This is a genomic window from Lacrimispora indolis DSM 755 (genome assembly GCF_000526995.1).
Classification (GTDB): domain Bacteria; phylum Bacillota; class Clostridia; order Lachnospirales; family Lachnospiraceae; genus Lacrimispora; species Lacrimispora indolis.
In genome coordinates this window covers 1,478,137-1,503,391 of sequence record NZ_AZUI01000001.1, presented here as the reverse complement: position 1 = coordinate 1,503,391, position 25,255 = coordinate 1,478,137, and the positions used below count along the sequence as shown (strand labels likewise).

The 25,255-nt window shown below is 45.7% G+C and carries 27 protein-coding genes; 20 read left to right on the top strand and 7 right to left on the bottom strand.

The window, feature by feature from the left end; translation table 11 throughout:
* Positions 1 to 96 precede the first annotated feature (96 nt).
* The gene (locus K401_RS0107145) at positions 97 to 891 is read right to left on the bottom strand and encodes an IclR family transcriptional regulator (RefSeq protein ID WP_024292315.1); all 795 of its coding nucleotides are present in this window, start codon (positions 889 to 891) and stop codon (positions 97 to 99) included.
* 223 nt (positions 892 to 1,114) lie between these two features.
* On the opposite strand from K401_RS0107145, the gene K401_RS0107140 reads away from it, so the two are divergent.
* From K401_RS0107140 to K401_RS0107105, 8 genes are all read left to right on the top strand, one after another.
* Entirely contained in the window at positions 1,115 to 2,101 is a 987-nt protein-coding gene (locus K401_RS0107140; protein WP_024292314.1) for a 2-keto-3-deoxygluconate permease, read from the top strand.
* Between the two features lie 25 nt (positions 2,102 to 2,126).
* Positions 2,127 to 2,420, top strand: a complete 294-nt coding sequence (locus K401_RS0107135; RefSeq protein ID WP_024292313.1) for a UxaA family hydrolase — start codon at positions 2,127 to 2,129, stop codon at positions 2,418 to 2,420.
* 23 nt (positions 2,421 to 2,443) lie between these two features.
* A complete protein-coding gene (locus K401_RS0107130; RefSeq protein ID WP_330363140.1) occupies positions 2,444 to 3,631 on the top strand; it encodes a UxaA family hydrolase in 1,188 nt (395 codons plus the stop codon).
* Positions 3,632 to 3,662: 31 nt separating this feature from the next.
* The gene (locus tag K401_RS0107125; protein WP_024292311.1) at positions 3,663 to 4,559 is read left to right on the top strand and encodes a fumarylacetoacetate hydrolase family protein; all 897 of its coding nucleotides are present in this window, start codon (positions 3,663 to 3,665) and stop codon (positions 4,557 to 4,559) included.
* Positions 4,560 to 4,589: 30 nt separating this feature from the next.
* Positions 4,590 to 5,507, top strand: a complete 918-nt coding sequence (locus K401_RS0107120; RefSeq protein WP_024292310.1) for a dihydrodipicolinate synthase family protein — start codon at positions 4,590 to 4,592, stop codon at positions 5,505 to 5,507.
* Between the two features lie 335 nt (positions 5,508 to 5,842).
* Positions 5,843 to 6,100, top strand: coding sequence for a GlsB/YeaQ/YmgE family stress response membrane protein (locus K401_RS0107115; RefSeq protein ID WP_024292309.1), 258 nt, complete (start codon positions 5,843 to 5,845; stop codon positions 6,098 to 6,100).
* A gap of 412 nt (positions 6,101 to 6,512) precedes the next feature.
* Positions 6,513 to 6,719, top strand: coding sequence for a hypothetical protein (locus K401_RS0107110; RefSeq protein ID WP_024292308.1), 207 nt, complete (start codon positions 6,513 to 6,515; stop codon positions 6,717 to 6,719).
* Positions 6,716 to 6,916 carry a hypothetical protein gene (locus tag K401_RS0107105; protein WP_024292307.1) on the top strand — a complete coding sequence of 67 codons (201 nt, stop codon included), beginning with the start codon at positions 6,716 to 6,718 and terminating at the stop codon, positions 6,914 to 6,916. The genes K401_RS0107110 and K401_RS0107105 overlap by 4 nt, the downstream gene beginning before the upstream one ends.
* A gap of 3 nt (positions 6,917 to 6,919) precedes the next feature.
* Here K401_RS0107105 and K401_RS0107100 read toward each other — a convergent pair whose 3' ends face one another.
* Positions 6,920 to 8,071, bottom strand: coding sequence for an ROK family transcriptional regulator (locus tag K401_RS0107100; protein WP_024292306.1), 1,152 nt, complete (start codon positions 8,069 to 8,071; stop codon positions 6,920 to 6,922).
* 95 nt (positions 8,072 to 8,166) lie between these two features.
* On the opposite strand from K401_RS0107100, the gene K401_RS0107095 reads away from it, so the two are divergent.
* Positions 8,167 to 9,237: an SIS domain-containing protein gene (locus tag K401_RS0107095; RefSeq protein ID WP_024292305.1), complete on the top strand. Its 1,071-nt coding sequence runs from the start codon at positions 8,167 to 8,169 to the stop codon at positions 9,235 to 9,237.
* Between the two features lie 14 nt (positions 9,238 to 9,251).
* The gene (locus K401_RS0107090; RefSeq protein ID WP_024292304.1) at positions 9,252 to 10,172 is read left to right on the top strand and encodes a BadF/BadG/BcrA/BcrD ATPase family protein; all 921 of its coding nucleotides are present in this window, start codon (positions 9,252 to 9,254) and stop codon (positions 10,170 to 10,172) included.
* 110 nt (positions 10,173 to 10,282) lie between these two features.
* Here the strand turns inward: K401_RS0107090 and K401_RS32755 are convergent, their stop codons facing one another.
* Genes K401_RS32755 through K401_RS0107075 form a run of 3 tightly spaced genes read right to left on the bottom strand, consistent with a single transcriptional unit; the run spans position 10,283 to position 12,493 of the window.
* Positions 10,283 to 10,453 (bottom strand): hypothetical protein, encoded by a 171-nt coding sequence (locus tag K401_RS32755; RefSeq protein WP_156945251.1) that lies wholly within the window; start codon positions 10,451 to 10,453, stop codon positions 10,283 to 10,285.
* A gap of 20 nt (positions 10,454 to 10,473) precedes the next feature.
* Positions 10,474 to 11,778 (bottom strand): GHKL domain-containing protein, encoded by a 1,305-nt coding sequence (locus K401_RS0107080; RefSeq protein WP_024292303.1) that lies wholly within the window; start codon positions 11,776 to 11,778, stop codon positions 10,474 to 10,476.
* 7 nt (positions 11,779 to 11,785) lie between these two features.
* Complete coding sequence (locus K401_RS0107075) at positions 11,786 to 12,493, bottom strand: LytR/AlgR family response regulator transcription factor (protein ID WP_024292302.1); 708 nt, start codon at positions 12,491 to 12,493, stop codon at positions 11,786 to 11,788.
* Positions 12,494 to 12,670: 177 nt separating this feature from the next.
* Between K401_RS0107075 and K401_RS0107070 the strand changes: the two genes are divergently transcribed.
* The gene (locus K401_RS0107070) at positions 12,671 to 14,128 is read left to right on the top strand and encodes a sodium:solute symporter family protein (RefSeq protein ID WP_024292301.1); all 1,458 of its coding nucleotides are present in this window, start codon (positions 12,671 to 12,673) and stop codon (positions 14,126 to 14,128) included.
* A 255-nt stretch (positions 14,129 to 14,383) separates the two neighbouring features.
* On the opposite strand, the gene K401_RS0107065 is transcribed toward K401_RS0107070, so the two are convergent.
* The gene (locus tag K401_RS0107065) at positions 14,384 to 15,025 is read right to left on the bottom strand and encodes a GntR family transcriptional regulator (RefSeq protein ID WP_034620283.1); all 642 of its coding nucleotides are present in this window, start codon (positions 15,023 to 15,025) and stop codon (positions 14,384 to 14,386) included.
* Positions 15,026 to 15,299: 274 nt separating this feature from the next.
* Between K401_RS0107065 and K401_RS0107060 the strand changes: the two genes are divergently transcribed.
* Together K401_RS0107060 and K401_RS0107055 are read left to right on the top strand one after the other, a co-directional pair.
* Entirely contained in the window at positions 15,300 to 16,838 is a 1,539-nt protein-coding gene (locus K401_RS0107060; RefSeq protein WP_024292299.1) for an alanine/glycine:cation symporter family protein, read from the top strand.
* 2 nt (positions 16,839 to 16,840) lie between these two features.
* The gene (locus tag K401_RS0107055; protein WP_024292298.1) at positions 16,841 to 18,247 is read left to right on the top strand and encodes a tyrosine phenol-lyase; all 1,407 of its coding nucleotides are present in this window, start codon (positions 16,841 to 16,843) and stop codon (positions 18,245 to 18,247) included.
* A gap of 187 nt (positions 18,248 to 18,434) precedes the next feature.
* On the opposite strand, the gene K401_RS0107045 is transcribed toward K401_RS0107055, so the two are convergent.
* Positions 18,435 to 19,307: a MurR/RpiR family transcriptional regulator gene (locus tag K401_RS0107045; RefSeq protein ID WP_024292297.1), complete on the bottom strand. Its 873-nt coding sequence runs from the start codon at positions 19,305 to 19,307 to the stop codon at positions 18,435 to 18,437.
* Between the two features lie 269 nt (positions 19,308 to 19,576).
* Between K401_RS0107045 and K401_RS0107040 the strand changes: the two genes are divergently transcribed.
* The 7 genes from K401_RS0107040 (at position 19,577) to licT (ending at position 25,067) form a co-directional block, all read left to right on the top strand.
* Positions 19,577 to 19,993, top strand: coding sequence for a PTS sugar transporter subunit IIA (locus K401_RS0107040; protein WP_024292296.1), 417 nt, complete (start codon positions 19,577 to 19,579; stop codon positions 19,991 to 19,993).
* A 5-nt stretch (positions 19,994 to 19,998) separates the two neighbouring features.
* Positions 19,999 to 20,490 (top strand): PTS sugar transporter subunit IIB, encoded by a 492-nt coding sequence (locus tag K401_RS0107035; protein ID WP_024292295.1) that lies wholly within the window; start codon positions 19,999 to 20,001, stop codon positions 20,488 to 20,490.
* A 12-nt stretch (positions 20,491 to 20,502) separates the two neighbouring features.
* Entirely contained in the window at positions 20,503 to 21,252 is a 750-nt protein-coding gene (locus K401_RS0107030; protein ID WP_024292294.1) for a PTS mannose/fructose/sorbose/N-acetylgalactosamine transporter subunit IIC, read from the top strand.
* A gap of 1 nt (position 21,253) precedes the next feature.
* Positions 21,254 to 22,081 carry a PTS system mannose/fructose/sorbose family transporter subunit IID gene (locus K401_RS0107025; protein ID WP_024292293.1) on the top strand — a complete coding sequence of 276 codons (828 nt, stop codon included), beginning with the start codon at positions 21,254 to 21,256 and terminating at the stop codon, positions 22,079 to 22,081.
* A gap of 21 nt (positions 22,082 to 22,102) precedes the next feature.
* Positions 22,103 to 23,233 carry a DgaE family pyridoxal phosphate-dependent ammonia lyase gene (locus K401_RS0107020; protein ID WP_024292292.1) on the top strand — a complete coding sequence of 377 codons (1,131 nt, stop codon included), beginning with the start codon at positions 22,103 to 22,105 and terminating at the stop codon, positions 23,231 to 23,233.
* Between the two features lie 3 nt (positions 23,234 to 23,236).
* Positions 23,237 to 23,971, top strand: coding sequence for a 2-dehydro-3-deoxy-phosphogluconate aldolase (gene dagF / locus K401_RS0107015; protein WP_024292291.1), 735 nt, complete (start codon positions 23,237 to 23,239; stop codon positions 23,969 to 23,971).
* Positions 23,972 to 24,227: 256 nt separating this feature from the next.
* Positions 24,228 to 25,067: a BglG family transcription antiterminator LicT gene (gene licT, locus K401_RS0107010; protein ID WP_024292290.1), complete on the top strand. Its 840-nt coding sequence runs from the start codon at positions 24,228 to 24,230 to the stop codon at positions 25,065 to 25,067.
* The last annotated feature ends 188 nt before the right edge of the window (positions 25,068 to 25,255 follow it).

Here is a 25,255-nt window from a genome sequence, read left to right as displayed (position 1 = left end):
ATCCTGCAGACAAACGGCATAGAAAACCCGAAGAGTGAAAACCTTCGGGTTTTCGTGCTTTGAGTCCGCCGCAGGATATGATCTCCTGCCCTTTGATCACAAACTGTCATAAGCACAAAATGTATTCTCGTCTAAATTGTTCTCAAACAGATACTGCTCGATTGTGTTGCCGATCCGCTTTAAAACATCCCTGATTTGTACGGCCTTTTCCGGCGTGTCACGGTAAGTAGGAACGCTGATGGACACGCTTGCAATGGTTTTCTGATTACAGCAGATAGGGGTGGCATAGCAGCAGATGTCCGTGTTGGTTTCCCTCTTCTCATAAGCAAATTTGTTGGCATTGAGTTCCTCCAGCTCTTGAAACAAACGGTGGAAGTCTGTGATGGTATATTCGGTAAGAGGCTGAAGGCCGTTTGGATAAAGACTCCTTACTTTTTCAAAGGGGGCCTGATACAGCAATGCTTTTCCAATCGCTGTACAATAAAGCGGGAACCGTTTGCCGACTCTGGAAGAAAGACGGATGGCTTCTTTGGAATCCACCTTTGCGATATACAGAACACTGTCTTCGGAGCGGATGCCGAACTGGCATATCTCGTTTGTCTCATTCACTGCATATTCCATCTCTGTCTTTATGAACTGCATGACACTTTTTTCGCCATAGTAAGTAAGCCCTGAAAGATAGGTCTCAATTCCAATCGTATACAAATTTGTATTTTTATGAAATGCAATAAAATTCCTGCTGGCCATTGTGTGAAGAATAGGGGCGATGGTCGTCTTGGGTGAATCAATATTTTTGGCAATATCCGACATGCTGAGGCCGGATGGATTTGCCGCCAGCAGCTCTAAAATATTTAAAACGCGTTCCGTTGGTTTGTGCTCAATATTAGGCATGGTCTGCTCCTTTATCCATCATTGCTGTGTCTATTATACCAAAGTCAATTTCAAGAAAGCCATTGGTAAAAATAAACAATATAAATAGGAAATATATGTATATTATGTCAGAAATGTAAAAAGCGTATTGACATTTATGGAAAATAAATATATTCTTTCATTAAGGTGTACGAAAATGCGCATAACGTACGTAAATACATATAAAATGAAAGGGAGTAAAATTATGATAATGAATTTTCTAAAGAAAGTTCCAGCCGGAATGATGATTGTTCCATTGCTGATCGGGGCTATTTTAAATACGTTTTTCCCTGCGGCACTTCAACTGGGCTCTTTGACAACAGCCACCTTTTCAAATGCCGGAGCAGCAACCGCCATGGGAATCCAGCTGGTCTGTCTGGGCACCACCTTACAGATCAGTGATATTGGAAAGGTTCTGAAGAGAGGCGGCATCCTGTTGCTTTCTAAATTTTTTATCGGAGCGGCCATTGGTATTGTGGTTGGCAAACTCTTTGGTCCGGCAGGCGTGTTAGGTTTATCAGCCTTGGCAATTATCAGCGCGGTGACAAACAGCAATGGCTCTGTTTACCTTGCATTGATGCAGACCTACGGGGATGATGTGGATGGCGGAGCCATGGCGTTGCTGGCATTAAATGACGGACCGTTTTTTACCATGATAGCGCTGGGGGCCTCTGGATTGGCTAATATTCCTTTTAAAGCACTGATTGCAACCATTATACCGATTTTAGTAGGAATGATTCTCGGTAATCTGGATAAGAACTTCTCTAAATTCGTATCCCCGGCTGGTTCTGTGCTGATTCCTTTCGTGGGATTGACACTGGGCGCTGGTATTAATCTTATGAATGTAGTCAGGGGCGGCGCGCCCGGAGTGCTTCTGGGATTAGTTACCGTATTTATTGGAGGCGCGTTTATCGTATTCTGCGACAGGGTAATCGGAAAACGCCCCGGATATGCGGGGTGGGCGGTTGCCACAACCGCCGGCAATGCGGTGGCCGTACCTGCTGTGGTGGCGTTGGCTGACCCGGCCCTGGAGCCCTATGTGGCAGGTGCAACGGCCCAGGTGGCAGCAGCAGTCGTTGTTACGGCAATTCTGGCTCCTTTGATGACCAGCTACTGGGTAAAGAAGTATGGAAGCCCCCAGATGCCGCTGGAAGCTGAAGCCGGCCTGCATGTACCGGCGGAAAATAATTAAGAAAAATAAAAGGAGGATGAACAAGATGAGTGAAGTTACAACAAACGCAATGATCATTGATGAGAAAGATACTGTTGCAGTGGCCATCGAGCCTGTGGAAGTTGGCAGTACCCTTGCCTGGTTAGACAAGAATGGCGAATTACATAAACTGACAGCCTTGACTCCAATTCCGATTTATCATAAGTTCGCAATCAAAGACATGGAAAAAGGTGAGCCTGTGGTTAAATACGGTGAGCATATCGGTCTGTCGGGGACTGATATTCATGCAGGCCAGCATGTACACGTCCACAATGTTGAAAATCACAGAGAGCAATTATAAACTGCATACAGGAGGCTGTTATTATGGATAAGAAGACAATGAAAGAAATGACTTTTATGGGTTATAAAAGACCAGACGGAAGGATCGGCATCCGCAACAAACTGCTGATTCTCCCTGCAAGTGTCTGTGCCTCGGATACAACCAGAATCATTGCATCCCAAGTGGAGGGCGCCGTTACCTTTAACAATCAAAACGGCTGCTCCCAGGTTCCTTCCGATCAGCAGTTCACCATGGATGTTATGGCAGGATACGCGGCGAACCCCAATGTATACGGAACAGTAGTAATCTCCCTGGGATGCGAAAACTGCCAGATGGATCTGGTTCTGGAGGCGATCAAGGAGCGGACCAACAAACCGATTGAACATTTTGTGATTCAGGAAAACGGCGGTACCATTGCAACCATAGAAAAGGCCGTCCGTGCAGCCAGAAAAATGGCAATGGATGCATCTGCGCTGCAAAAGGAAGAATTCAGCATGTCTGAGCTGATTGTAGGAACAGAATGCGGCGGTTCAGATCCTACCTCCGGCCTTGCGTCCAATGTCCTGATCGGTGAAATCAGCGACCGGATGGTGGAAATAGGGGGAACCTCGATTTTATCAGAAACCACGGAATTTATTGGAGCAGAGCATATTTTGGCACAGCGGGGTAAGGATAAGCGGGTCAGTGACCGGATCTACCAGATCGTACATGATTACGAACATGCCATAAAGCTGGTGGGCCATGACGTCCGTGAAGGCAATCCTTCTCCCGGAAATAAGGAAGGCGGGCTGACCACACTGGAAGAAAAATCCCTGGGCTGCATCCACAAAGGTGGGCATACCCCTGTCAATGAAGTCTATGATTATGGGAAACAGGTGGACAAAAATATGGGTCTGGTAATCATGGATACCCCTGGAAATGATCCCTCGTCAGTAGCCGGAATGGTTGCCGGCGGCTGTCAGATCTGTCTGTTTTCCACGGGAAGAGGGACTCCTACCGGCAATCCCATTGTTCCGGTGATCAAGATTACGGGAAATCGGGAGACCTATGCCAATATGGTGGATAATATTGATATTGACGCAAGCCCCTATATCTATGGAACAAAGACTCTGGAAAAGCTGGGGGATGAACTGCTGACAGAGATGAAGCTGGTATCCGACGGCAAGCTTACAAAGGCTGAGGCATTGGGATATACGGAGATGGCTATTGCCAGAGTCTGTAACTACATGTAGAAACTATTATAATGAAGGAAAAAGGCATTTTATGAAATATATCAGATTTGTGCCCCCAGGTGAGAGTGTCAAAATCGGAATCCTTTTAGAAAACTGCAGAATCCTGCCGCTGCAATCGGTAATTCCCGGACTGATATCGGAAGATATGATTGAAGTGATACGGTATGCGGGAACAGCCGGTGGAATGGAAGAACTGTCATGCCTGGATTATGAATCCAAAACAAGTGAGATGTATGATCTGGATTCCGTAAAAGTCCTTGTGCCGATTGAGCGGCCGGTACACGATATCATCTGTGTAGGCGTTAATTATGAGGATCACTTAAAGGAGACAAAAGAACATCTTGGAACGAATGAGTTTCAGACACCTTTAAAGGCCGTGTATTTCTCCAAGCGGGCCATTCGCATCACAGGGCCCGGTGAAGAGATCATCAGCCGGCCGGATCTGGATGAAGGGCTGGATTATGAAGTGGAGCTGGCAGTAATCATCGGAAAGACCGGAAAAAATATTCCGGCTGAAAAGGCAGAAGATTATATTTTCGGATACTCTGTATTCAATGACATCTCTTTCAGAAATCTTCAGACCCTGCACGGACAGTGGTTTTACGGGAAGAGTCTGGACACCTGTGCGGCCATGGGGCCGGTGATTGCAGGAAAAGAAGAATTTCCCTTCCCGGTGGAACTGGCAGTAAAAAGCGTGGTAAACGGAGAACTGCGCCAGCACTCCAACACAAGGAACTTTATTCATGATATCCCTTCCCTGATATCTGAGCTGTCGGAAGGCTTCACGCTGGAATGCGGGGATATCATTGCAACAGGGACCCCGTCCGGTGTGGGAATGGGATTTGCGCCGCCTCGTTATATGAAAAAGGGCGATACAGTGACCTGTGAAATTGAGGGAATCGGCAAGCTGACAAACAGTATAAGCTAGCTGTGATTAACATTAGAAAGAGGTGCTCCTATGGAAGTGAGTTTTTACACTCCGGTTGTAACAGCATTTAATGAACACGGAGAATTGGATTTAGACGGCAATAAACAAATATATGACCATCTGATTAACGGCGGGATCAAGGGTCTGCTGATTTTGGGAAGCAGCGGTGAATTTTATACCATGGACATGGAGCAAAAGAAAGCTTTGATCGATATGGCAGTTCCATATGTCAATAAACGGGCAAAGTTGTTCTTCGGAACAGCCTGCAGCACCATGGAGGAAACATTGGACTTAAGCGATTACGCCCTTAAAGCAGGTGCGGACGGAGTGATGCTGATCAGCCCTTATTATTTTACTCTGGATGACGCATCCCTGGAGAATTTTTACGATGAAGCGGCAAAGAACATTGCAGGCCCTGTCTATATCTATAATTTTCCTGACAGAACGGGATATGACGTCAGGCCGGAGATCGTGCTGCGGCTGCTGCGGAAGCATAAGAATATTGTGGGACTTAAGGATTCTGTTTCAGAGATGGGCCACACCAGAGCCTTGCTGACAACGGTGCGGGAAGAATTTCCGGATTTTCAAGTCTACTGCGGCTTTGATGAAAACCTGATACATAATGCCGCTTGCGGAGGCGCCGGCTGCATCGGAGGGCTGTCCAACGTATACCCGGAACTCATGACCCAGTGGCAGGATGCGGTTAACCGGAACGATTGGAGTTTGTCGTTCGCGCTCCAGAAGAAGGTAGACATCCTGATGGGCATCTACGATATTAACCCGTTCTTTGTTCCGATATTGAAAAAGGCTATGATGCTGAGAGGCGTGGGAATCAGGGATCATTGCCGGAAGCCGGTCCTTCCCGTGACTGATGAAGAAACCAGACGGCTTGAGGAAATTATGGGGAAGGTGGACATGATGCAGCAGAGCGGGGAATCAGATCGCTGATATGAAAGAGTAATGAAAAGCAATAAAAAGCAATAAAAATAAAACAAACTGGAAGAAACAGTTTTCCGCCGGCTCCTCAGTGATTTGTTAAACTGAGGAACCGGCGGCTTTTTTATCATTGGGAGGAAAAATTTTAACTTCGTGTATAAAAAATGCAAATATGGCACAATCTAACTATAAATACCTGGTGAGGATAAAAACTGATACTTGGGATCCCGTATGTCAATGCGCGGATGCTTTTTTGGTTCTGATAAAGATCTGTATTAATTGACAGATCATCACACAAATAATGAAATTTTCATTATAAATAAAGCTTTGAAAGAGAGGAAATAAACATGGGAATTATAAGTTGGATTATTATTGGTGCTCTTGCAGGTTGGATTGCCAGTATGTTCACCGGTAATAATAAAAGTATGGGGGCTGGTGCCAATATTTTGGTAGGAATTGCCGGCGGATTGATCGGCGGATTGATCATGGGCCTCCTGGGAGGAACCGGCATTACCGGATTTAACATCTGGAGCCTGGTCGTTTCCGTTGTGGGTTCGGTCATTTTATTATCCATTGTGAATGCAATGAGAAGGCAGAGAGAATAGATTGATTTGGCGGTTCATGCCATAAGAAAAGATATCCTGATGCCATCCGGATACGGTTGTTTAAACAATAAGGGGTATGTCAAAGAAACTGTGTAATAGAGCACAGAGCATTTGGCATACCCTTTTTTCTGTAGAAATTCTGCTGTCTGCAGGCAGGTAAATAATAGTTAAGAAACTTTAAAAATAGTCCCGAAAATAAGATGAAGGTGTAAAGACGAATCAAATTTCGTAGAAAATCCGAATAAAAAACAGTTTGAGAGATATGTGATATTGTGCATTATATACATGAAAATAAAGAAAAAATCATAAAAAAATACCATAATCATTGACTTGAATTTCCATTTTGCCTATGATATACTGTTTGCAATATATAATTATTAAATAAAGTTAAATAATTGAATGAGGTTGTGTAATGGAAGAGGAAAAGAAAAGCATGAGCTTTCCCAAGGGACTGTTCTGTGTTTATCTTGTATTTTTTTCAGGTCAGGCAATTTATAATACATATTTAAATTTATATCTGGCTCAGATTGGTTTTTCCACAACTCAGATAGGAAGCATAATATCCATATCCTGGATCCTGGCGGCAGCCATGGCCTTATGCCTGCTGTTTTCCTTATGAGTTTCAAAGACCGGTATGATTTTATGAATTGTCTGGGAGGCATCTGCAATGGAATCACCAGCGATGAGGACAATGAAGAAGGAATCGCATTGATCCGGGAACCAGGAGGCACAGTCAATGATAACTGGCGCTGGGCGGAGCAATGGATTCCTCATGTATCATGGTTTATTCTTGCACAGGCTTATAAACAGATATAGGAATTAATCTTTAAACAGAGCCTCCAGACGTTTGTTAAACACTGTGACCGCAGCGCCGATAATGCCTGCGTCACGGCTGATGGAAGGCTCGATCAGAAGGGTGTTGTGTGTCAGGGTGGTGCGGACTGTATCCTGTATTTTCTGCAGTAAACCTTCTCCTAAAGCAAGGGGCACAATTCCTGTCAGCACACAGTGCTGGATATCCAGGAGATAGGATATGTTGGCAAGGGTAAAGCTTAAATAGGGGCAGAGATAATTAATAATATCTTCCCGTATGGACTCCGGCAGGCCCGGATTTTGCTGGAGGCTGATCTGGAAATGCTTATAGATGGCTTCTAAGTTAATCAGCTGTTCGAATGTGGTTGGTTCTGGCACCTCTGTTCCCGGTATCTGGCAGGAACTGATCATCATGTTTCCGATCTCTCCTGATTTGTGAGTGGCACCATACCACAGCTCGCCGTTCATCATGTAGCTGACACCGCAGCCTGTGCCCAGGGTGAAATATATCAGATCCTGGTATTCCGGGTTCTTGCGGCGTAAGAAAGCTTCTCCCTGACAGGCGAACTTCACATCATTATCAAGGAAAAAGGGAACGGTCAAAGATGAGGCGAATTCAGAAAATGCATCTTCAAACGGAACCTCATGATCAATATTCATTCCTGACATATGAATGATGCTGTTAGTTTCCGGGTTAATCATGGCAGGAAAACCGATTCCAATACCCAGAACCGGAATGTGGTCATTGTCAGCCAAAGACATTAAGGTATTGATTTCCTTTGTCAGCTTAGATAATTTCAAAGTATGATTCTGAGCAGGAAGATAAATGGATCTGCAGTACTGGCAGGTGCCCAGCATATCCACCAGGCCCAGATGAACAACCTGGCCTTCAAACTCAATGCCAATGGCATAGCAGGCTCTTGGATTGAACTTGAGGAGGTGGCCCTTCCGCCCTGCTCCTGAGCTTTGTTCTGTCTCTTCCAGCTCAATGACAATGCCCAGTTCCAGCAGCTTATCAACAATTTTTGAAACAGTGGGAAAGCTGATGCCTGTGATGCGGACCAGTTCTGCCCGGCTCATAAGATGCTGGTTGCGGAATAAATCAAAAATCATCATACGGTTTTTGGTTTTAAGATATCTTGGCATGTACTGGTTCAAGGCAAAGCTCCCTTCTGAGGTATCATTATACTAGAATCATAGCATTAGAACTACAGCCAGTCAAACGATTTTCAGCTTTCTATAAGGAGGAACACATGGCACAGAAAATGATGGAATACTTGAAGGAACAACCTGCAGTATGGGGAAAAATTGTAAAGGAAAGGGAGGAGATATTCCGGGAGCTGAAGGAATATGGAATCAGACCTGTAAAGCGAATTCTGCTCATTGGTTCAGGCAGCTCTTATATTGCGTCAATGGCAGCAGCAGATTTTATGGAGAACATTCTTGGAATTGAAACAACTGCAGCAGTACCCACCCGTTTAAATGGTTTTAGAAAGGTTTTAAAGCCGGAAGATACTCTTGTCATTGCTTCCTCGCAATCAGGTAAAAGTACTTCTACCATATCTGCTGTAAAAGAGTGGAGGGAACATGGATTTACAGTTATAACGGCAACGTCAGATCCTAAGTCACCTGTTGCTTTACATGGAAGCATGCACCAGCTGATCCCATGCGGTGAGGAAGCCGTAGGGCCCAAGACAAAGGGAATGACAGGAACGGTTTTGACTCTGTCTCTTATGGGTCTGATTCTGGGGCAGCTATGGAACCGGGTGGAGGAAGGACAGTTTCATCATTTCTTGGATGAAATAAACAAATCCATAGAGGCAGCTCCTTTCAATATAGAGGCTTCCATGGAATTTTGTAAAAGAAATGAAGATCTGCTTTCGTCCATGCCGCATTTTACCCTCATATCAGAGGAAGCCGGATATTATGCGGCCCAGGAAGGGGCTTTAAAAATCCTGGAAACCTTGTATGTACCTGCCGCAGCTTATGAATTTGAAGAGTACTTGCATGGGATTAACAATACCATAGAGCCGGGAATGTGCAATCTGTTTCTGCCTGCCGGGACTCATAATTCAGACCGTATGGCAGTCTTGGAGAGGTATTCCAGAGAAAAGGGCTGTATTAATTTTGTCATAACCTCCCTGGATTGGGAGAGGGGCAGTCATGTCCTGAATCTGACCGGAAGCAGAGAACCCTACTTTTCCATGTTCCAGGCTTTGCTTGCTTTTCAGGTTATGAGTGTTTATGGGTCGGAGCGGAAATGTATTGAATGCGATACCCCCAAATTCCATGATTTTTATCAGGTAATGAATACAAAAGCTTAATTTAGGAGGGTATTATGAAATACTATGCTGGTTTAGACATAGGCGGAACGGTTGCACGAATGAAGATCGAGTCCGCTGAGGGCAAAGTCATTGGAGAGTTTTATGGTGCGGGAGGTACCATGAATACAGATGGATTTAAGCTGTGCAATGAAAAATACCGCAGCCTGATTCTGCCTGTCCTGGAGGAAAATCATTTGAAGGCAGAAGACTGTATCAAGGTTTGCGTTGCCGCCAGCGGAATTGATTCCAAAAGGCAGGAAGAGGAATGCAGAAGATCTTTTATGGAAATGGGGTTTAAACAGGAAAGCATAACAGTCCATAATGATTGTGAAATTTTTCTTCATATGTCCTCCGGACCGGCCATTGTGCTGGTAAGCGGTACCGGCTCCATCGCATTTGCAAGAGGGGAATCCGGGGAGATTGTTCGCTGCGGAGGCTGGGGACATGTACTCAGTGATGAGGGAAGCGGTTTTCACATGGGGATGAAGGTAATAAGAGCGGCTGCCAATCATATTGACGGAAGGCAGAAGTGTCCTGTGCTGTATCAGTTGTTTTCAGAGAAAAGCGGCTTAACAACATTAGATGAGATCAATGGTTTTGTCAATGACAGGCTTATGGAGAAGTCGGAAATTGCCTCTTATGCAATCCTTGCAGAAAAGGCCTGTGATATGGGTGAGGAAGCAGGATCAGAGATTCTTAAGGAGTGCAGGGATGAACTGCTGACTCTTGTCAGAGATGTTTATTATAAGGCCGGACTTTACAAGTATGAGGGAGAAAAGCCTGTGGAATTATGGTTCTGGGGAAGTGTGCTGTTAAAAAATAAGATAATGGGAACGGAATTGTCTTTAGTCATTCATAGTGAATTTCCCAGGATCATCATGAAACGTCCCGCATTCTCAGCGCTGGATACGGCTTTGATACTGGCCAAAGGTTAAGCGTTAGATGCCTTGGCTGTGACGAAAGGCGGAAATTAAAACAAGCATGAAACATATCGGTTTTCCCGGTAATTTTTCATGCTTGTTTTTTTCAGAATCTTAAATTTGTTCTAACAGTCCTTATAGTAATTATACTGATATTTCACATCAAATGGAATCCCGCATTCTTCCGGATTTTTTGCAATCCGTTTCTTGTTTTCATCATTTTCCATGATGTTAATGGTCTGATAAATTCCGTCAACCACCTTGGAAAACTTTGATGCAAGGATTCCTGCGGCCATCTCATCAGTCCCCCAGCCGGTCAGATGCCGGAGCGGTCCATGATATTTACCATGGCCGTAAAGGTGGTATCGTTAAAGCATATGTCAAAGTCATCTCCCGGCCGGTTTAATATCCTGCGGATGCTTAACAGCCCCAGGCCTCCATCCTGTTTGCTGGACAAAAGCTTTCCTCCGCTTTCTCTGATCTGGCCGTTGTAGGAATTTTCCGCAAGCATCATGAGATGATCCTGCATCCACCTTGCCTGCAAATGGATAAAGCGGTTTTCCTTAAGCTTTAAGCAGGCTTCCATGGAGTTTTCCATAAGATTGCCGATGACAATGCAAAGAGTTAAGTCATCGATTGGGATGTGGGCGGATATATCCAGACTTGCCACGAATTCGATCTGGTTTTCCTGGCAGCGGGTGCCGTATTCCTGAAGGACCTGGTTGACGGCAGGATTTTCACAGTAATTTTGCTCTTTTGGGGTATCTAACTCCTTGTTTAGATCAAGTAAGTATTTTCTCTGCTGATCTTTGTCCATATGGAGAAGGGCGTGGATATGGTGCCTGAAATCGTGGCGGATGATCCGAAGCTCATCTGCATGTTCCAGCATCTGGTTGTAATGCTCTCTCTGCTTTCCGATGAGCTGCCTGGCAAATATAAGCTCTTCCTCTGTTTTCTTTCTGGATACAGCTTCCAGGGTGCCGTCCAGGATCATGACATAAAGCACCAGGATCATGGTGCAGAAGGCAAGATAGAAAACCACATCTTCAAACCCTCTTTTTGCAAGGGATTCTCTGGAAAAGATGGTGGAGGTGCCAAACAGGGAAATGGCCAGGGAAATAGCCGGATACGCGGCAAGGAGCAGATGGGAGCGTCTGGACAGCTGGATAAAAAGCTGACCGGTCCTATCCTTTAGCCAGTAACGGACAAAAATATAAAATCCGCAGGCGGACAGGAAGGAAACGATGACGCAGATCTGACTGTAGGAAAGGAATATGGATTTTCCCAAAACCGAGGCGGCAAACTCGTTTAATGACATGGATAAGACTGCAAAAAGCCAGGCGGATAAGTAAAGAAATACCTTTTTTATCAGCTCTCCGTTAAAAAATATGAGAAGAAGGAGAAAAAAGAGGCAGGAGAAGATCCCCTGGACGAAGAGAAACACCGGTTCCCTGATGTGAAACAGAGATTGGAGGGATACCATGATGACCCAGAGATAAACGGATACTGCCGCGATGTTTTCCCGGTTCTTCCTTTTTGGCTCCAGACAGACAAAAATAGGCATCATGCGGACTGCCAGATTGATCAGATTTAATATAACATTACATGCTGCTTCGTTCATGGCTGCCTCACTTCAATTGAAAATGATAGTAAACGTATTTGCATTCCTTGTAAAAATTGCGGGAAACAGGGACCATATCCCCGTTTGTCATCACAAAGCCCGTGGCTTCCAAAGCTTCCACGTGGTTCAAGTTTACAATATAGCTTTGGTGGCAGCGGAGAAAGCAGGTCTGAGGCTTTAATTCCTCCTGAAGCTCATTGAGCTTTTGGTGGATGGAAAGAACCTCCCCGTTTTTAAGGACAATGTAGACCCGGTGCAGCCTGTTTTCAAAGTACAGGATCCGGCTTAGCTTAAGCTCCATGGGAACCCGGTTATGTATGATGGAAATCGCAGCTTCCCTGGATTTAAAGTTTTGTTCCATGACCCGTTTTAAGGTTTCCTCAAAATCCTTTTCCGCCAGGGGCTTTAAGACAAAGCCTGAAGCATTGACCCGGTAACCGTCTACGGCGGATTCTAAGGATGAGGTGATGAATATGATTACAGGAGCTTCTTTCTTTTTCACCAGCCTTTTGGCGGCTTCAATGCCGGTCATGTCAGGCATGATGACATCCAGAAGATAGATGTCATAGGTTTCTTCCGCGGAAAGCAATGTTCCGGCGGTTTCAAAATCATCAATCTGAGCATCCATATCATGCTTTTTATAGTAGTCGCGCACAAAGTCAAGAATCCTCTTCCTGTCCTCTCTGCTGTCGTCACAGATGGCAATACGCAGCATAGAAAAGTCCCTCCGATCTCATTCCATTTTATTGAGATTTTTCAGAGAAGTCAAGCGGAGAGAAAGAATCTGCATATTTGGTGGGAAATCGGCAGAATCGGTTGTGTGCCCTGCCCTGTGAATGTGTTAAACTGGATTCATAAAAGAATTTTCATATAAAAACAGGAGGGGTTTTTTATGGGAGCAAATGTTGTTGTTACTGCTATTGTTATCATTTATCTGCTGCTCATGCTGTGGATCGGTTGGTATTCATCCTCCAAGATTTCTACCAGTACAGACTTTCTGGTGGCTGGACGCCGCCTTGGGCCGCTTCTCATGGCCGGAACGCTGGCTGCTACGGAAATCGGCGGGGGAAGTTCCCTTGGAGTGGTGCAGAACGGGATGTCAGGCTTTGGACTCAGTGCTTCCTGGTACATAATCACCATGGGGATCGCATTTGCCATTTTAAGCTTTATTGCGCCCCGGTTCAGGGCTGCAACGGTTAAGACGGTACCGGAATATTTCCGAAGGCGTTATAATAAGTCCTGCGGCATCATTACGGCTGTTATCATGCTTTTGCCCCTGGTAGGGCTTACGGCGGGACAGTTTATTGCATCAGCGGTTATTTTGTCCACCATGCTGGGCATAGATTACCAGGTGGCAGTCATCATCGTGGCGGTAGTGGTAACGGTCTACTCCATTATGGGAGGCTTATGGAGTGTTACCCTGACGGACTTTGTCCAGGTGTTTCTCATTGTTATCGGAATGATCATTGCAGTACCTTTTGCGCTCCGGTTTGCAGGAGGCTGGGAAAATGTGACGGCTAATATTCCGGAGGGAACCTTAAGCATGTTCCAGGGCTATGATTTATTCGGAATCATTTCCCTTATCATCATGTACACAGCTACATTCTCCGTGGGGCAGGAGGCGGTATCCCGTTTTTATGCGGCCAAGGATGAGAAGGCAGCAAAAGGCGGAGCCTGGCTGGCAGCCCTTATCAACTTCATCTATGCCTTTATTCCCACAATTCTGGGAGTCATTACCCTGGCACTGATGAATATGGGGAAATTTAATTCTGAGCAGTTTGCAGAGGTGGGAGCCAGATATGCGCTTCCGATCCTGGCAATCAACACCATGCCAGCAGTGGTCTGCGGACTTTTGTTTTCCGGCATTATCTCAGCAACCATGTCAAGTTCGGATTCCGATCTTTTGGGAGCAGGGTCCATCTTCTCCAATGATATTTATAAGGCCGTGTTAAAGCCGGATGCTTCCAGCCAGTCTGTCATGAGAGTCACAAAAATCGTTATGTGTCTGGTAGGCGTGGCCTCCATGTTCATTGCCCTGTTTAATACCCAGAGCATCGTATCCATTCTCATGTTTTGCTTTACCCTTCGGGCTGCAGGCTCGTTCTTCCCTTATGTTATGGGGCATTACTGGAAAAAGGCGTCATCAGCGGGAACCATTGCTTCTCTCATAGCAGGAACCATTGTGGTAGTATATTTAGAGCATATTTCCGGAGGCGTGCTGTTTGGAGTCAAATTCAGCCAGCCCATTATACCGGGGCTGATCGCGGGGCTGATTGGATTTATTATTTTCTCCTTTGCCATGCCGCCTAAGAATGAGACTACGGAGCTGGTCCCGGAGGAGGATGACTGATCACCTTGTCAGATAAGCGGATATTTTCTATAAGGGGATTGAGGCAGAAAACTAAAGAAATAGAATATTTCAGCAGGGAAAGAGGGGGCTGCCACACTAAGTGATTAGTGTGCAGCTTCTTTTTTGATGCGTCCAACGGGTGTACGTTCTATAAGGTGAAAGTCCGGAAATACGACCGGCAGCAGAAAGGATATAGGCAGGACCCGCCCATCGTAAGGTGGGATTTAAAGCGGTTACTCAGCCTCTTGGTTTTTCTTATGGATTGTATCCTTTAATCAGCGAAAGGCCGTGGATATAGTGCTGCTCCAGAAGCTGGGAGGCAAGGTCAAATTGGCCGGAGCTGTAGGCATTGACAATATCCCCGTGCTGCTTGGTGGAGCAGGACCGGTCTTCCGCTGTGCGGATAGCAAACTTTATCAGCAGGAAACGGAGAAGATTGTATCTTTTGTAGGTCTCTTTTAAGAACTGATTGCCGCAGAAGTCAAAAAATGACTTATGAAAATGGAAGTCTGCGTCAAAGTAGGCATCATCATCCGGAGCAATTGTCTGCTTTTTTAAATATTCCTTCAAATGCTTTGTCACTTCCCTGTCAGTACCCTTGGCAACGGTCATTTTGAGAGCTACACAGGAGATAGCCGCAATGAATTCATTGATTTCTGTCGCATATCCATAGTCAAAGCTGATCACCTGGGCGCCTGTTTTAGTAACCTCTTTTACCAGGCCATCCTGATAAAGCTTGTTGATGGTATCCCGCACCGGTGTGGAGGAAACTAAAAAGCGTTCCTGCAGTTCTCTGTTTGTTATTTTGCTTCCCAGAGGAATGGTTCCGCTCATGATCTCATTTTTTAGGATATTGTATATCTGTTCGCTTAAGGTCATTTTCACAAGAGTACTCATTATCATCTTCTCCTTCCTGCTTGTCTTAATTACTTGTAGTTTACATCTTACTATAAATCTCTTTTAAAAGCAATAATAGGGACAATTGTTGGCCGGGCTTGTCTATATATTTCCCACAACCGCAGAAATATAAAAAATGTTAAAAAAAAATATTGACAAAATGCCTTTTAGTTGTATAATAAACCTAACACATATGATGCATCATACATCATGCATCACAAAACGGACTTGAAGGTAGAAAGCAAAAACTAAATATGTAAAGGAGGATAGGGAAATGCATCTATTTGAATGGCTGGTGTTTTACATCGTAAAGATTGTAACGGCACTTAATAAACTGTTGTGGGGCGACATGTTTATTCTGGAATTTTCAAATGGTGAAACCCAGTTCGGCATATCATTGCTGGTAATCCTGCTGATTCCCGCAGGACTTTATTTCACCGTTAAAACAAGATTCCTGCCGTTCCGGCTTTTTCCTGAAATGATTCGGGCGACTTTGAGGAAAAAAAAGGGAGAGGATCAGAATTCCATCTCTGGTCTTCAGGCATTGATCATCGCCACGGCCACCCGCGTGGGTATGGGGAACCTGGCAGGCGTGGTAGCGGCCATTTCCTTTGGCGGCGCAGGCGCAGTATTCTGGATGTGGGTGACTGCCATTATAGGCTCGTCTACTTCATTCATTGAATCAACGCTGGCGCAGATTTACAAAGAAAAGGATCCTCTCTATGGAGGATACAGAGGCGGACCTGCCTATTTCATGAACCGGATCCGGTTTATTACAAAGGTGAAGCATGAAGATATCTTTGTAAAGGATGTAAAGAAGGAAGCAGAGTATGTGGCAATGGACGGCAACACCTATTACATAAAAGGATGCAAGTGCACATTCCTTGGAATTGCGTTTGCGCTCTCTGGTCTGCTTTGCTGGGCCGGTATCAGCCAGGTAATCGGAAATTCGGTTTCCACTGCCTTTAAAAATGCATTTGGCATTCCCCAGATCACCACGACAGTGGTTCTGGTTGCGGTTTCCGCATGCATTGTGCTCCGTAAGAATGCCACAGTGAAGGTACTGGATAAGGTTGTGCCGATTATGGCATGCGCTTATATTGCAATTACGCTTTTCATTATTGCCAGGAATATCGTTCATCTTCCGGCTGTGTTTGACAGCATCTTTTCCCAGGCATTTGGACTTAAGCCTATGGTAGGAGGAGGAATGGGAGCCGTTGTTATGAACGGAGTAAAGCGGGGACTTTTTTCAAATGAGGCCGGAAGCGGCTCCGCCCCCTGTGCAGCAGCGGCTGCCGAGGTGGATCATCCGGTAACGCAGGGGCTGATTCAGTCTCTGGGTGTTTTCATTGATACCCTGGCAATCTGCAGCTGTTCCGCATTTCTGATGCTTTTGGCACCGGCTGAGGTTATCAGCGGATTAGAGGGAATGGATCTTTTGCAGGGAGCTATGAACTATCACCTGGGTAGATTCGGAGTTATTTTTATCGCGATTATCCTGTTTCTGTTCAGCTTTTCCACATTTATTGGCATTCTGTACTATGCGCGCAGCAATGTGGCTTATATTTTCAAGGATACATGGGCAGCTCAGACAGGATATAAGATTTTTGCACTGGTGATGCTGTTTGTCGGCGGAATCGCTGCATATAGCTTTGTGTGGGATTTAGGAGACCTTGGTGTAGGGCTTATGACCATTTTCAATATGCTGGCAATCATTCCCTTATCAGGCCAGGCCATTGCATCCCTTAAGGATTACGAAAAGAATTTTTTAATTAAAAAAAATAAAAATATAAATATTTTGCAGGAGGAATAGTAATGGATATGATGAAATTTGCACCGGAGCCTTTCAAAATCAAGATGGTAGAGCCTATGGGCAACTTAAACAAAGAAGAGAGAAAAGAAGCCATCAGGACAGCAGGATATAATACGTTCCTGTTAAAATCAGAGGAATGTTTTATTGACCTTCTGACAGATTCCGGAACAAATGCAATGAGTGACAGACAGTGGGCAGGACTGATGCTGGGTGACGAAGCTTACGGCGGATCCAGAAACTTTTACCATTTAGAGGAGACTGTGCGCGAACTCTTTGGATTCAAATATGTTGTTCCTACTCATCAGGGACGCGGCGCAGAGAACATTCTGTCTTCTCTTACCATTAAGCCGGGAGACTATGTACCTGGTAACATGTATTTCACCACAACCCGGTTCCATCAGGAACACAATGGAGCTACTTTCCGAGACGTGGTTATTGACGAAGCCCATGATCCAGGCGCAATTCTGGACTTCAAGGGCAATGTGGACTTAAATAAGTTCCAGGCTCTCATTGACGAAGTCGGTGCAGACAGGATCCCATATATCTGCCTTGCAGTCACTGTAAACCTGGCAGGCGGACAGCCGGTTTCCATGGCTAACATTAAGGCTGTGTCTGAGATGGCTCATAAGTATGGCATTAAGGTAATGTTCGATGCCACCAGATGTGTGGAGAACGCATATTTCATCAAGACAAGAGAAAAAGGCTATGAGGATAAGACCATTAAGGAGATTGTTCACGAATTGTTCTCCTACGGCGATGGCTGTACCATGTCCGGAAAAAAAGACTGCCTGACCAATATCGGCGGCTTCCTGTGCATGAATGATAAAGATTTATATATCCGTGCAACTGGAATGGTCGTACAGTATGAAGGCATGCCTACCTACGGCGGAATGGCAGGAAGAGATATGGAGGCCATGGCAATTGGCCTTAGAGAGTCAATGGAATACAACTACATCAGCCACCGCGTAAATCAGATCCGTTACCTTGGGGAAAAGCTGGACGCTGCAGGAGTTCCTATGGTTAAGCCCAGCGGCGGTCATGCAATTTTCGTAGATGCCCGTGCATTCTTAGATCATCTGGATCAGAAAACGGACTTCCCGGCTCAGGCTCTGGCAGCAGCTGTTTATGAGTTCTCCGGTGTCAGAACCATGGAACGCGGCATTGTCTCCGCAGGAAGAGACATTAAGACAGGAGAGAACCATGTGCCGAAGCTGGAGACAATCCGTCTGACCATTCCGAGAAGAGTTTATACATATGCACATCTGGACTATGTTGCTGAAGCAATAATCCAGCTGTATCAGATGAGGCATGACATCAGCGGTCTTAAATGGGTATATGAGCCAGAAGTTCTGCGCTTCTTTACCGGACGCTTTGAACCTAAGAATGGAGAGTTAATTAAAGGATTTTAAAGCTTGGAATAAAACAGACAGCTTGAAAATGAAGTGTGTCTGAAAAAAGATAAAAGTATAGGATATAGGAAGCTGTGAAATAAGAGAAAATGCTGTTTTTGGCCCGGGCAGGGCCGGAAACAGCATTTTCTCTTATATGGGGCAGCAGCAGGGCCGGTTTGTTTTACAAAAGCCGGCTCATCAATATTTACAGCAGATCCATCAGCTTTCTAAGGCCATCCCTGGTATCATCAGCCGCGCTCAGCTTAGAGTAGGAGGCAGCCTTTTGGAAGGCCTGGAAGGACTTCACATCCTCTGTGAGGAAGTTATGGAACAGCATGTCAAAGAGAACCAGGATGAGGATCTCCCTGGAAATGGTGTTGCTGCTGTGGAGCAGGTCTGTTTTTGGGACCAGAAGTGTTATGTTCGCATAGGGAGAGCAGAGGGACTTTTCGTAATTGGTGACAAGCAGAATGCTGCTCCCGTTTTTCTTAAAGTCAGCCAGGATGGAGGAAAGCTGCTTGTGATTGCCGGAAAGGGAGATGGTGATAAAAAGGTCGCTTTCCCTGGACAGGCTCTGATACAGCTTTAGGGTATCATAATTGGTCAGGGCCTGGACCGTAAGTCCAATGGTCATGAATTTGTGGGCAATGATTTCTGCTACATTCTGGTTGAAATTCAGGCCAACGATAAAAATACGCTGGGATTTTAGCATAAGCTCCCTGGCATGGTTGATGTCCGAAGGGTTTGTGAGATTAAACAGGCTGTCCAAAAGCATCTTGTTATCGTTAAGCAGAGTGGAGTAGTCGGAATGATTGACGGAAGAAGAACTTTTGTCGATCTCCTTCTGCATGGTATATTTTAACTCATTAAGCCCGGAGTATCCTACTTTCTGAGCAAAGCGGATAATGCTGGCATCCGATGTCCCGATTTCCTTTGCCAGCTCCTGGGCGCTCAGTTCAATGAATTTGGCCGTGGACTTCTTAATATACTGGACGATTTTCCAGTCAGTCTTGGTAAACTGGTTTGACATACCGTCAATCCGGGCCATTAATGTAAAAAGTTCATAGTTCTCAGTCATTTGTTATACAGCCTTTCTTTCACTCTTCCCGGAAAGGGAAGCGTGTTGTTATTTCTGTAGCACTTCTGTAGTGAATTTCAAAATAAGTATATCATATTTTAAAATCAAAATACAATATTCCAGGGATAAAAAAGTTATAATTACAAGAAAAGTAGTAAAATACATTATTTTATATGTACAAATATCATAAATACAATATTGACATTAAAAATGTAGTATGCTACAATTTCAATTATCAAGGGTCACATCATAAGAAATGGAGGTACGAAATGGAAAAGCCGCAGATATTGCTTTTGACCCACGGAGGCTGGGGAATGGCGCTGACGGAGAGCCTTAAGATGATTATGGGAAGCGTGGATTTTGTCCATGAGATCCCGTTAACACCGGAAGTGACGTTTGCCGAATATTACGCCCTTGTGGAGAGTTACGCAGCCGGGATGCCGGAGGGATCTTTGATCCTTACTGACGTTTTTGGAGGAACCACTACCAATGCAGGTGCAAAAATCGGAAAAGAGCGGAACATTAAGGTGATTTCAGGCCTTAATGCACCTCTTATGATTGAGGCCTGCACACAGATCCAGTACACGGGGACTTGTAACTTTGATGTGGTATTAAAACAGGGACAGGCTTCGGTCATGGACGTGGTGAGTCAGATCATGGAATCCATGGAAAGAAAGGAGAATTAGGAAATATGGCAGAAATCGTATTATGCAGGATCGACAGCAGGCTGATTCACGGACAGGTCATGACAAAATGGGTCAACCAGTCCCAGGCAAATAAAATTGTTGTGGTCAGCGACAGCCTTGCAGCTGATGAATTCATGCTGGAGATTTACTTAATGTCCGCTCCTGCAGGGGTTAAGGTAGAATGCTACAGCAAGGCGGATGCAGTTAAAAACTGGAAGGAAAACCAGTTTGGAAACGGACGGGTCCTTTTGCTACTTCCTGATCTGGGAAGCATGAAGGAAGTATATGAAGGAGGGATTGAAGTTACGGACATTCAGGTGGGAGGCCTTGGGGGAGCGCCTAACCGTAAGGTGGTATTTCAGAATATCACCTTGGATGATGAGGATGTGAAAAAGCTGGTTTATCTTCAGGAAGCGGGTGTGAAGATCATCTTCCAGACCATTCCGGAGGATGTTCCTCAAAATTTGGATGGGATATTGAAAAAATACAATAACTAAGGAGGGTATGACATGAGTGTGTTGATGTTAGCTGTATGTATGGGGTTCTATTACTGGTTCTGCCGTTTGAGATTTGGGTACACCTTTTCTTCCATGCTGCTTCAGCCGGTAGTGATCGGGGTTTTTGTAGGCTTGCTCACCGGAAATATGCCTTTGGCCATGAAGATCGGGGCAGGGCTTCAGCTGGTTTATCTGGGAGTTACGTCCACGCCGGGAGGCAATGTTCCAAGTGATCCGGCCCTTGCAGGCTGTATTGCCATTCCTTTGGGGGTCATGTCCAATATGACGCCGGAGGTTGCCATTGCCCTGGCAATTCCCTTTGGTGTTATCGGCGTATTTGTAGACCAGTTAAGAAGGACTACCAATGCGGTTTGGGTACATATGGCGGACCGTTATGCAGAGAAGGCGGATACAAAAGGGATTTTGAGGGCGGCTTTTCTCTATCCCGCCATTGCAGGCCTGATCATCCGTTTTCCAATCGTATTTGCCATTGACTATTTCGGCGTAACAGCCGTGGAACAGCTGATCACCATCCTTCCCCGGTGGCTCATGCATTCCTTTGAGATCATGGGAGGCATCCTTCCGGCTCTCGGCTTTGCCATCACCCTGTCGGTCATCGGGAAAAAGGCACTGGTGCCGTTCTTTATCGTTGGATTCTTTGCAGTCATGTATTTGAAGCTTGACACCATGGCAGTGGCGATCTTTGCCACCTGCATGGCATTGCTTTTAGGTTTATTCCAGTTAAAGGAGGAGGCAGTTTAAGATGGGAGAGCAGACACAGGTAAAAAAGCTTACAAAAAAAGATATTACAAAATCCATGTGGATTTATTATGCCGGCGCGGAACTTTCCAATTCCTATGAGCGTTTGCAGAGTCTGGTATTCTGTGCATCCATGACGCCGGTTTTAAAAAAGCTTTACAGCACGGATGAAGAATTGAGCGCAGCCTTAAAACGCCACCTGGTTTTCTTTAACACAGAGGGGATCTTCGGAGCGATCATCCAGGGGATTGCCATTTCCATGGAAGAGCAGAAGGCCAATGGGGAAAATGTGACCGATGAAGCCATAACAGGCATTAAGACAGGACTTATGGGCCCTATTGCCGGGATGGGAGATGCCATCGTATGGGCGGCCATCATGCCTATTATCATTTCCATCTTCCTGCCCTTTGCAAGCAGCGGATCAGCTTTGGGCGGCATCATGCCTCTGATCCTGTATCCGGCCATTTCCATTGCAATTGCCTACGGCCTGATCCACAACGGATATACCCTGGGCAAAAAGTCCGTCATGTCCCTGCTCCACGGCGGGAAGATGAAATCCATCATTTTTACGGCCAATGTCATCGGTCTTACCATGATGGGGGCATTATCTGCAAGCTATGTAAACATCACCACTCCGCTGAAATTTGAATTTGTCAGCGGAACCCAGATCGTGGTCCAGGATATATTAAATACCATAGCCCCTGGCTTACTGCCTTTGGCGGCCGTATTTACCATCTATACTTATTTAAGGAAAAAGGGGCCTTACTATAACAGGATTCTGCTTACGGTTGTGGCAGTGGCTGTCATCGCTTCCCTGCTTGGCATCCTGTAAGAGTCACTAAGGAGTATGAATATGGAAAACATATATAGCAGAAACGGCTTACAGGCCGTGATCAATGCTTCCGGGAGAATGACCAAGCTGGGCGTTTCTACCATTTCAAAAGGGGTGGGGGAAGCGCTGGTGGAGGCAGCTGGAAATTACGTGGTGATTGACGATCTCTATGCATGGGCAGGAAGGAAGATCGGAAGCATGATCGGGATAGAGGATGCCTGCGTTACTTCAAGCGCTTCTGCGGGCATTGCCCTGGCAGTGGCTTCCCTGATCTGCAGGGGCAATCTTCAAAAGGTAAAACATCTTTATGATATTCTGCCCCTTGAGCCTAAAAGAGAAGTGATTCTCTTAAAGGGGCAGAATGTGGACTTCGGCGCCCCCATTGCCCAGATGATCCAGGTTGGAGGAGGAACCATTAAAGAGGCCGGCTATGCCAACGGCTCTACGGCCGATGATATAGAACAGGCTGTGACAGAACGCACGCTGGCGGTGGTTTTCGTCAAATCCCATCACTGCGTCCAAAAGGAGATGGTGGATGCGGAAACAGTGATCCGTCTGGCAAACCGCCTGGGAATCCCCTGCATCGTAGATGCGGCCGCGGAAGAGGATTTAAGGGTCTACGCCGGCCTGGGAGCCGACTTCGTATGCTACAGCGGAGCAAAGGCCATTGAAGGGCCGACCAGCGGATTTGCGGCCTGCAAGACAAAAGAGCTGGCAGATCATATGAGGCTTCAGTACAAGGGCATCGGGCGCACCATGAAGGTGGGGAAAGAATGTACCATGGGCCTTGTGAAAGCCATTGAGGAATATCTGGCCGGAGAAAAAACAAGCCCTGTGACAAAGGAAGAACTGGAAGCGTTTGCGGCCCGTGTAGGGGAGATACGGGGCTGTAAAACATCCATGATTAAGGATGAGGCCGGAAGAGAAATATACCGCTGCAGGATCGAATTTGACCCGGAGCTTTACGGCATGGATGCAAAGACTTTGGTAGAGAAGCTGAAAGAGGGAACTGTGGCTGTCTTTACCAGGGACTATCAGGCTAACTTAGGTTCCATCGCAGTTGATCCCAGGCCCTTAAACAGCGTGGCTGAGCTGAATATGATCCATGAAAGGCTTGTAAAAATCCAGCAGTCGGCAAAGGAAGGAATGTAAAGGATGGAAAAACTGAATTTTTATAAAGGAAGGGTTTGTTTAAACTGCCTGACTAATTCCGTGGAAAATGCAAGGGCAATCTATGAGGCTGCACAGGGTCATGTGGCGGTTGGCATTTTATCGGCGGATTATCCGGATGTGGAAAGCGCTGTGGAAGATATGAAGAAATATCAGGCAGCAGTGGACAACAATATTTCCGTAGGACTGGGAGCGGGAAATCCGGGACAGTGGAAGGCAGTGGCGGAAATCTCCGGTCAGATAAAGCCAAAGCACATCAACCAGACCTTTACGGCAGGCGGATATACAAGGGCAAAGGCAGGGGACGGTCCGTTTATAAATTCCATGGTGGCTCCCTGCGGAAAGCCTGGGTATGTAAAAATTTCCACCGGACCTTTGTGCAAGGATCTGGAGCCTGCCGTGGTGCCTGTTAAGACAGCCATCGCCATGGCAAGGGAACAGGGAGCCGATTCCTTAAAGTACTTCCCAATGGGAGGCCTTAAGGTCCGGGAAGAGCTGGAGGCAGTGGCAAAGGCCTGCAAAGAGACCGGCTTTGGCCTGGAACCTACGGGAGGAATTGACCTTGAGAACTTTAAGGAGATCTTAGAAATTGCGGTGGATGCAGGGGTAGAGCTTATTATTCCTCATGTATATTCTTCCATCATTGATAAAGAAACAGGAGCTACCAGGATACCGGATGTTCTGGTTCTTTATGAGATGATAAAAGAAGTGGTGAGATAAGAGAAAATGATCATGCCGTTTTCAGCAGCGGCCTGGCTGGAAACGGCATGTTTTTGTGCATATTGTACGAAATATAACGGCGTTATTGAATAAATTTGCAAATAGACTTCTGCAATGATCCGTGATATACTGCGTTTAGAAAATAGATTTGTAGTTTGTGACTGGTAAGGCAGGCAAGATCTACAGGATTGTAGTCACGTATTCTCGTTATGTGATGGTCCTCGTAGCTTGTCTTTTTTTGTTATTGAAAGGGAATATGAAGATTGAAAAAGTTTTGAACAATAATATGGTATCCGCTTACAATTCCGGGGGGAAAGAAATCATTCTGAAGGGTAAATCCATTGGCTTTGGAAAGAAAAAGGGCGATGAGGTGGACCGTAAGCTGGTGGAGCGGGTATTTGTACAGAATGACAAGCGGGAAGCCCGTCATTTTGAGGAGTATTTTGCAAAGCTTCCCCAGGAATACTGGGAGATCAGTGAACAAACCGTGGATTACGCCAAAAGTGAGTTTGGAATGCAGCTGGATTCCCGGATCATTCTTCCGGTGTGCGACCATATCGCCGGTGCTGCAGACCGTTACAGAAGCGGGACCATCCTGCGCAATGCCATGCTTTGGGAGGGGAAGCGGTTTTATCCCAATGAGTTTAAGGTGGGGCTGTATGCGGTGGACTTGATCAGGAGAAGGCTTAATATTTCCATGGAAGAGGATGAAGCCATGTTCCTGGCGTTCCATTTTGTTTATGGACAGCTGAACCGGGCGGAGACTGATGATTTAGAGGTTATTACGGAAATTATCAAGGATATCGTGGATATTGTGGAAGCTTCTTTTCAGGTAAAACTGAATACGGAATCCTGGGATTACAGGCGTTTTGTGACTCACATACGTTTTTTCGTTCAGCGCATGCTTCAGCATAAGCAGTATGAGGAGACTGACGAAGAGTGGTATCAGCTGTTAAAGGACAAATACCGCAGGTCCTATAACTGTATTATTAAAATAGCAAATTATATACATGACCGGTATTATTATGAAATAGACCGGGAGGAAATGATGTATCTGATGATTCACATAGAAAAGGTTACCAGAGAGCTGGTTTAAAACAGAGGGCTGGGATTGTTACCGGACAGGATTTATGGTCCGGGCAGGACCCTGCATGGAAAGTGGGCTGCAACGGTTGTTTGACCGGCAGGCTGCTTTTCGGCAGGGTCCTTTTATTATATCACAGGAAAGTGTGCAGACACTTTTTAACCGAATCAAGTAGCGAAACGGATTGCGAATATCCGCTT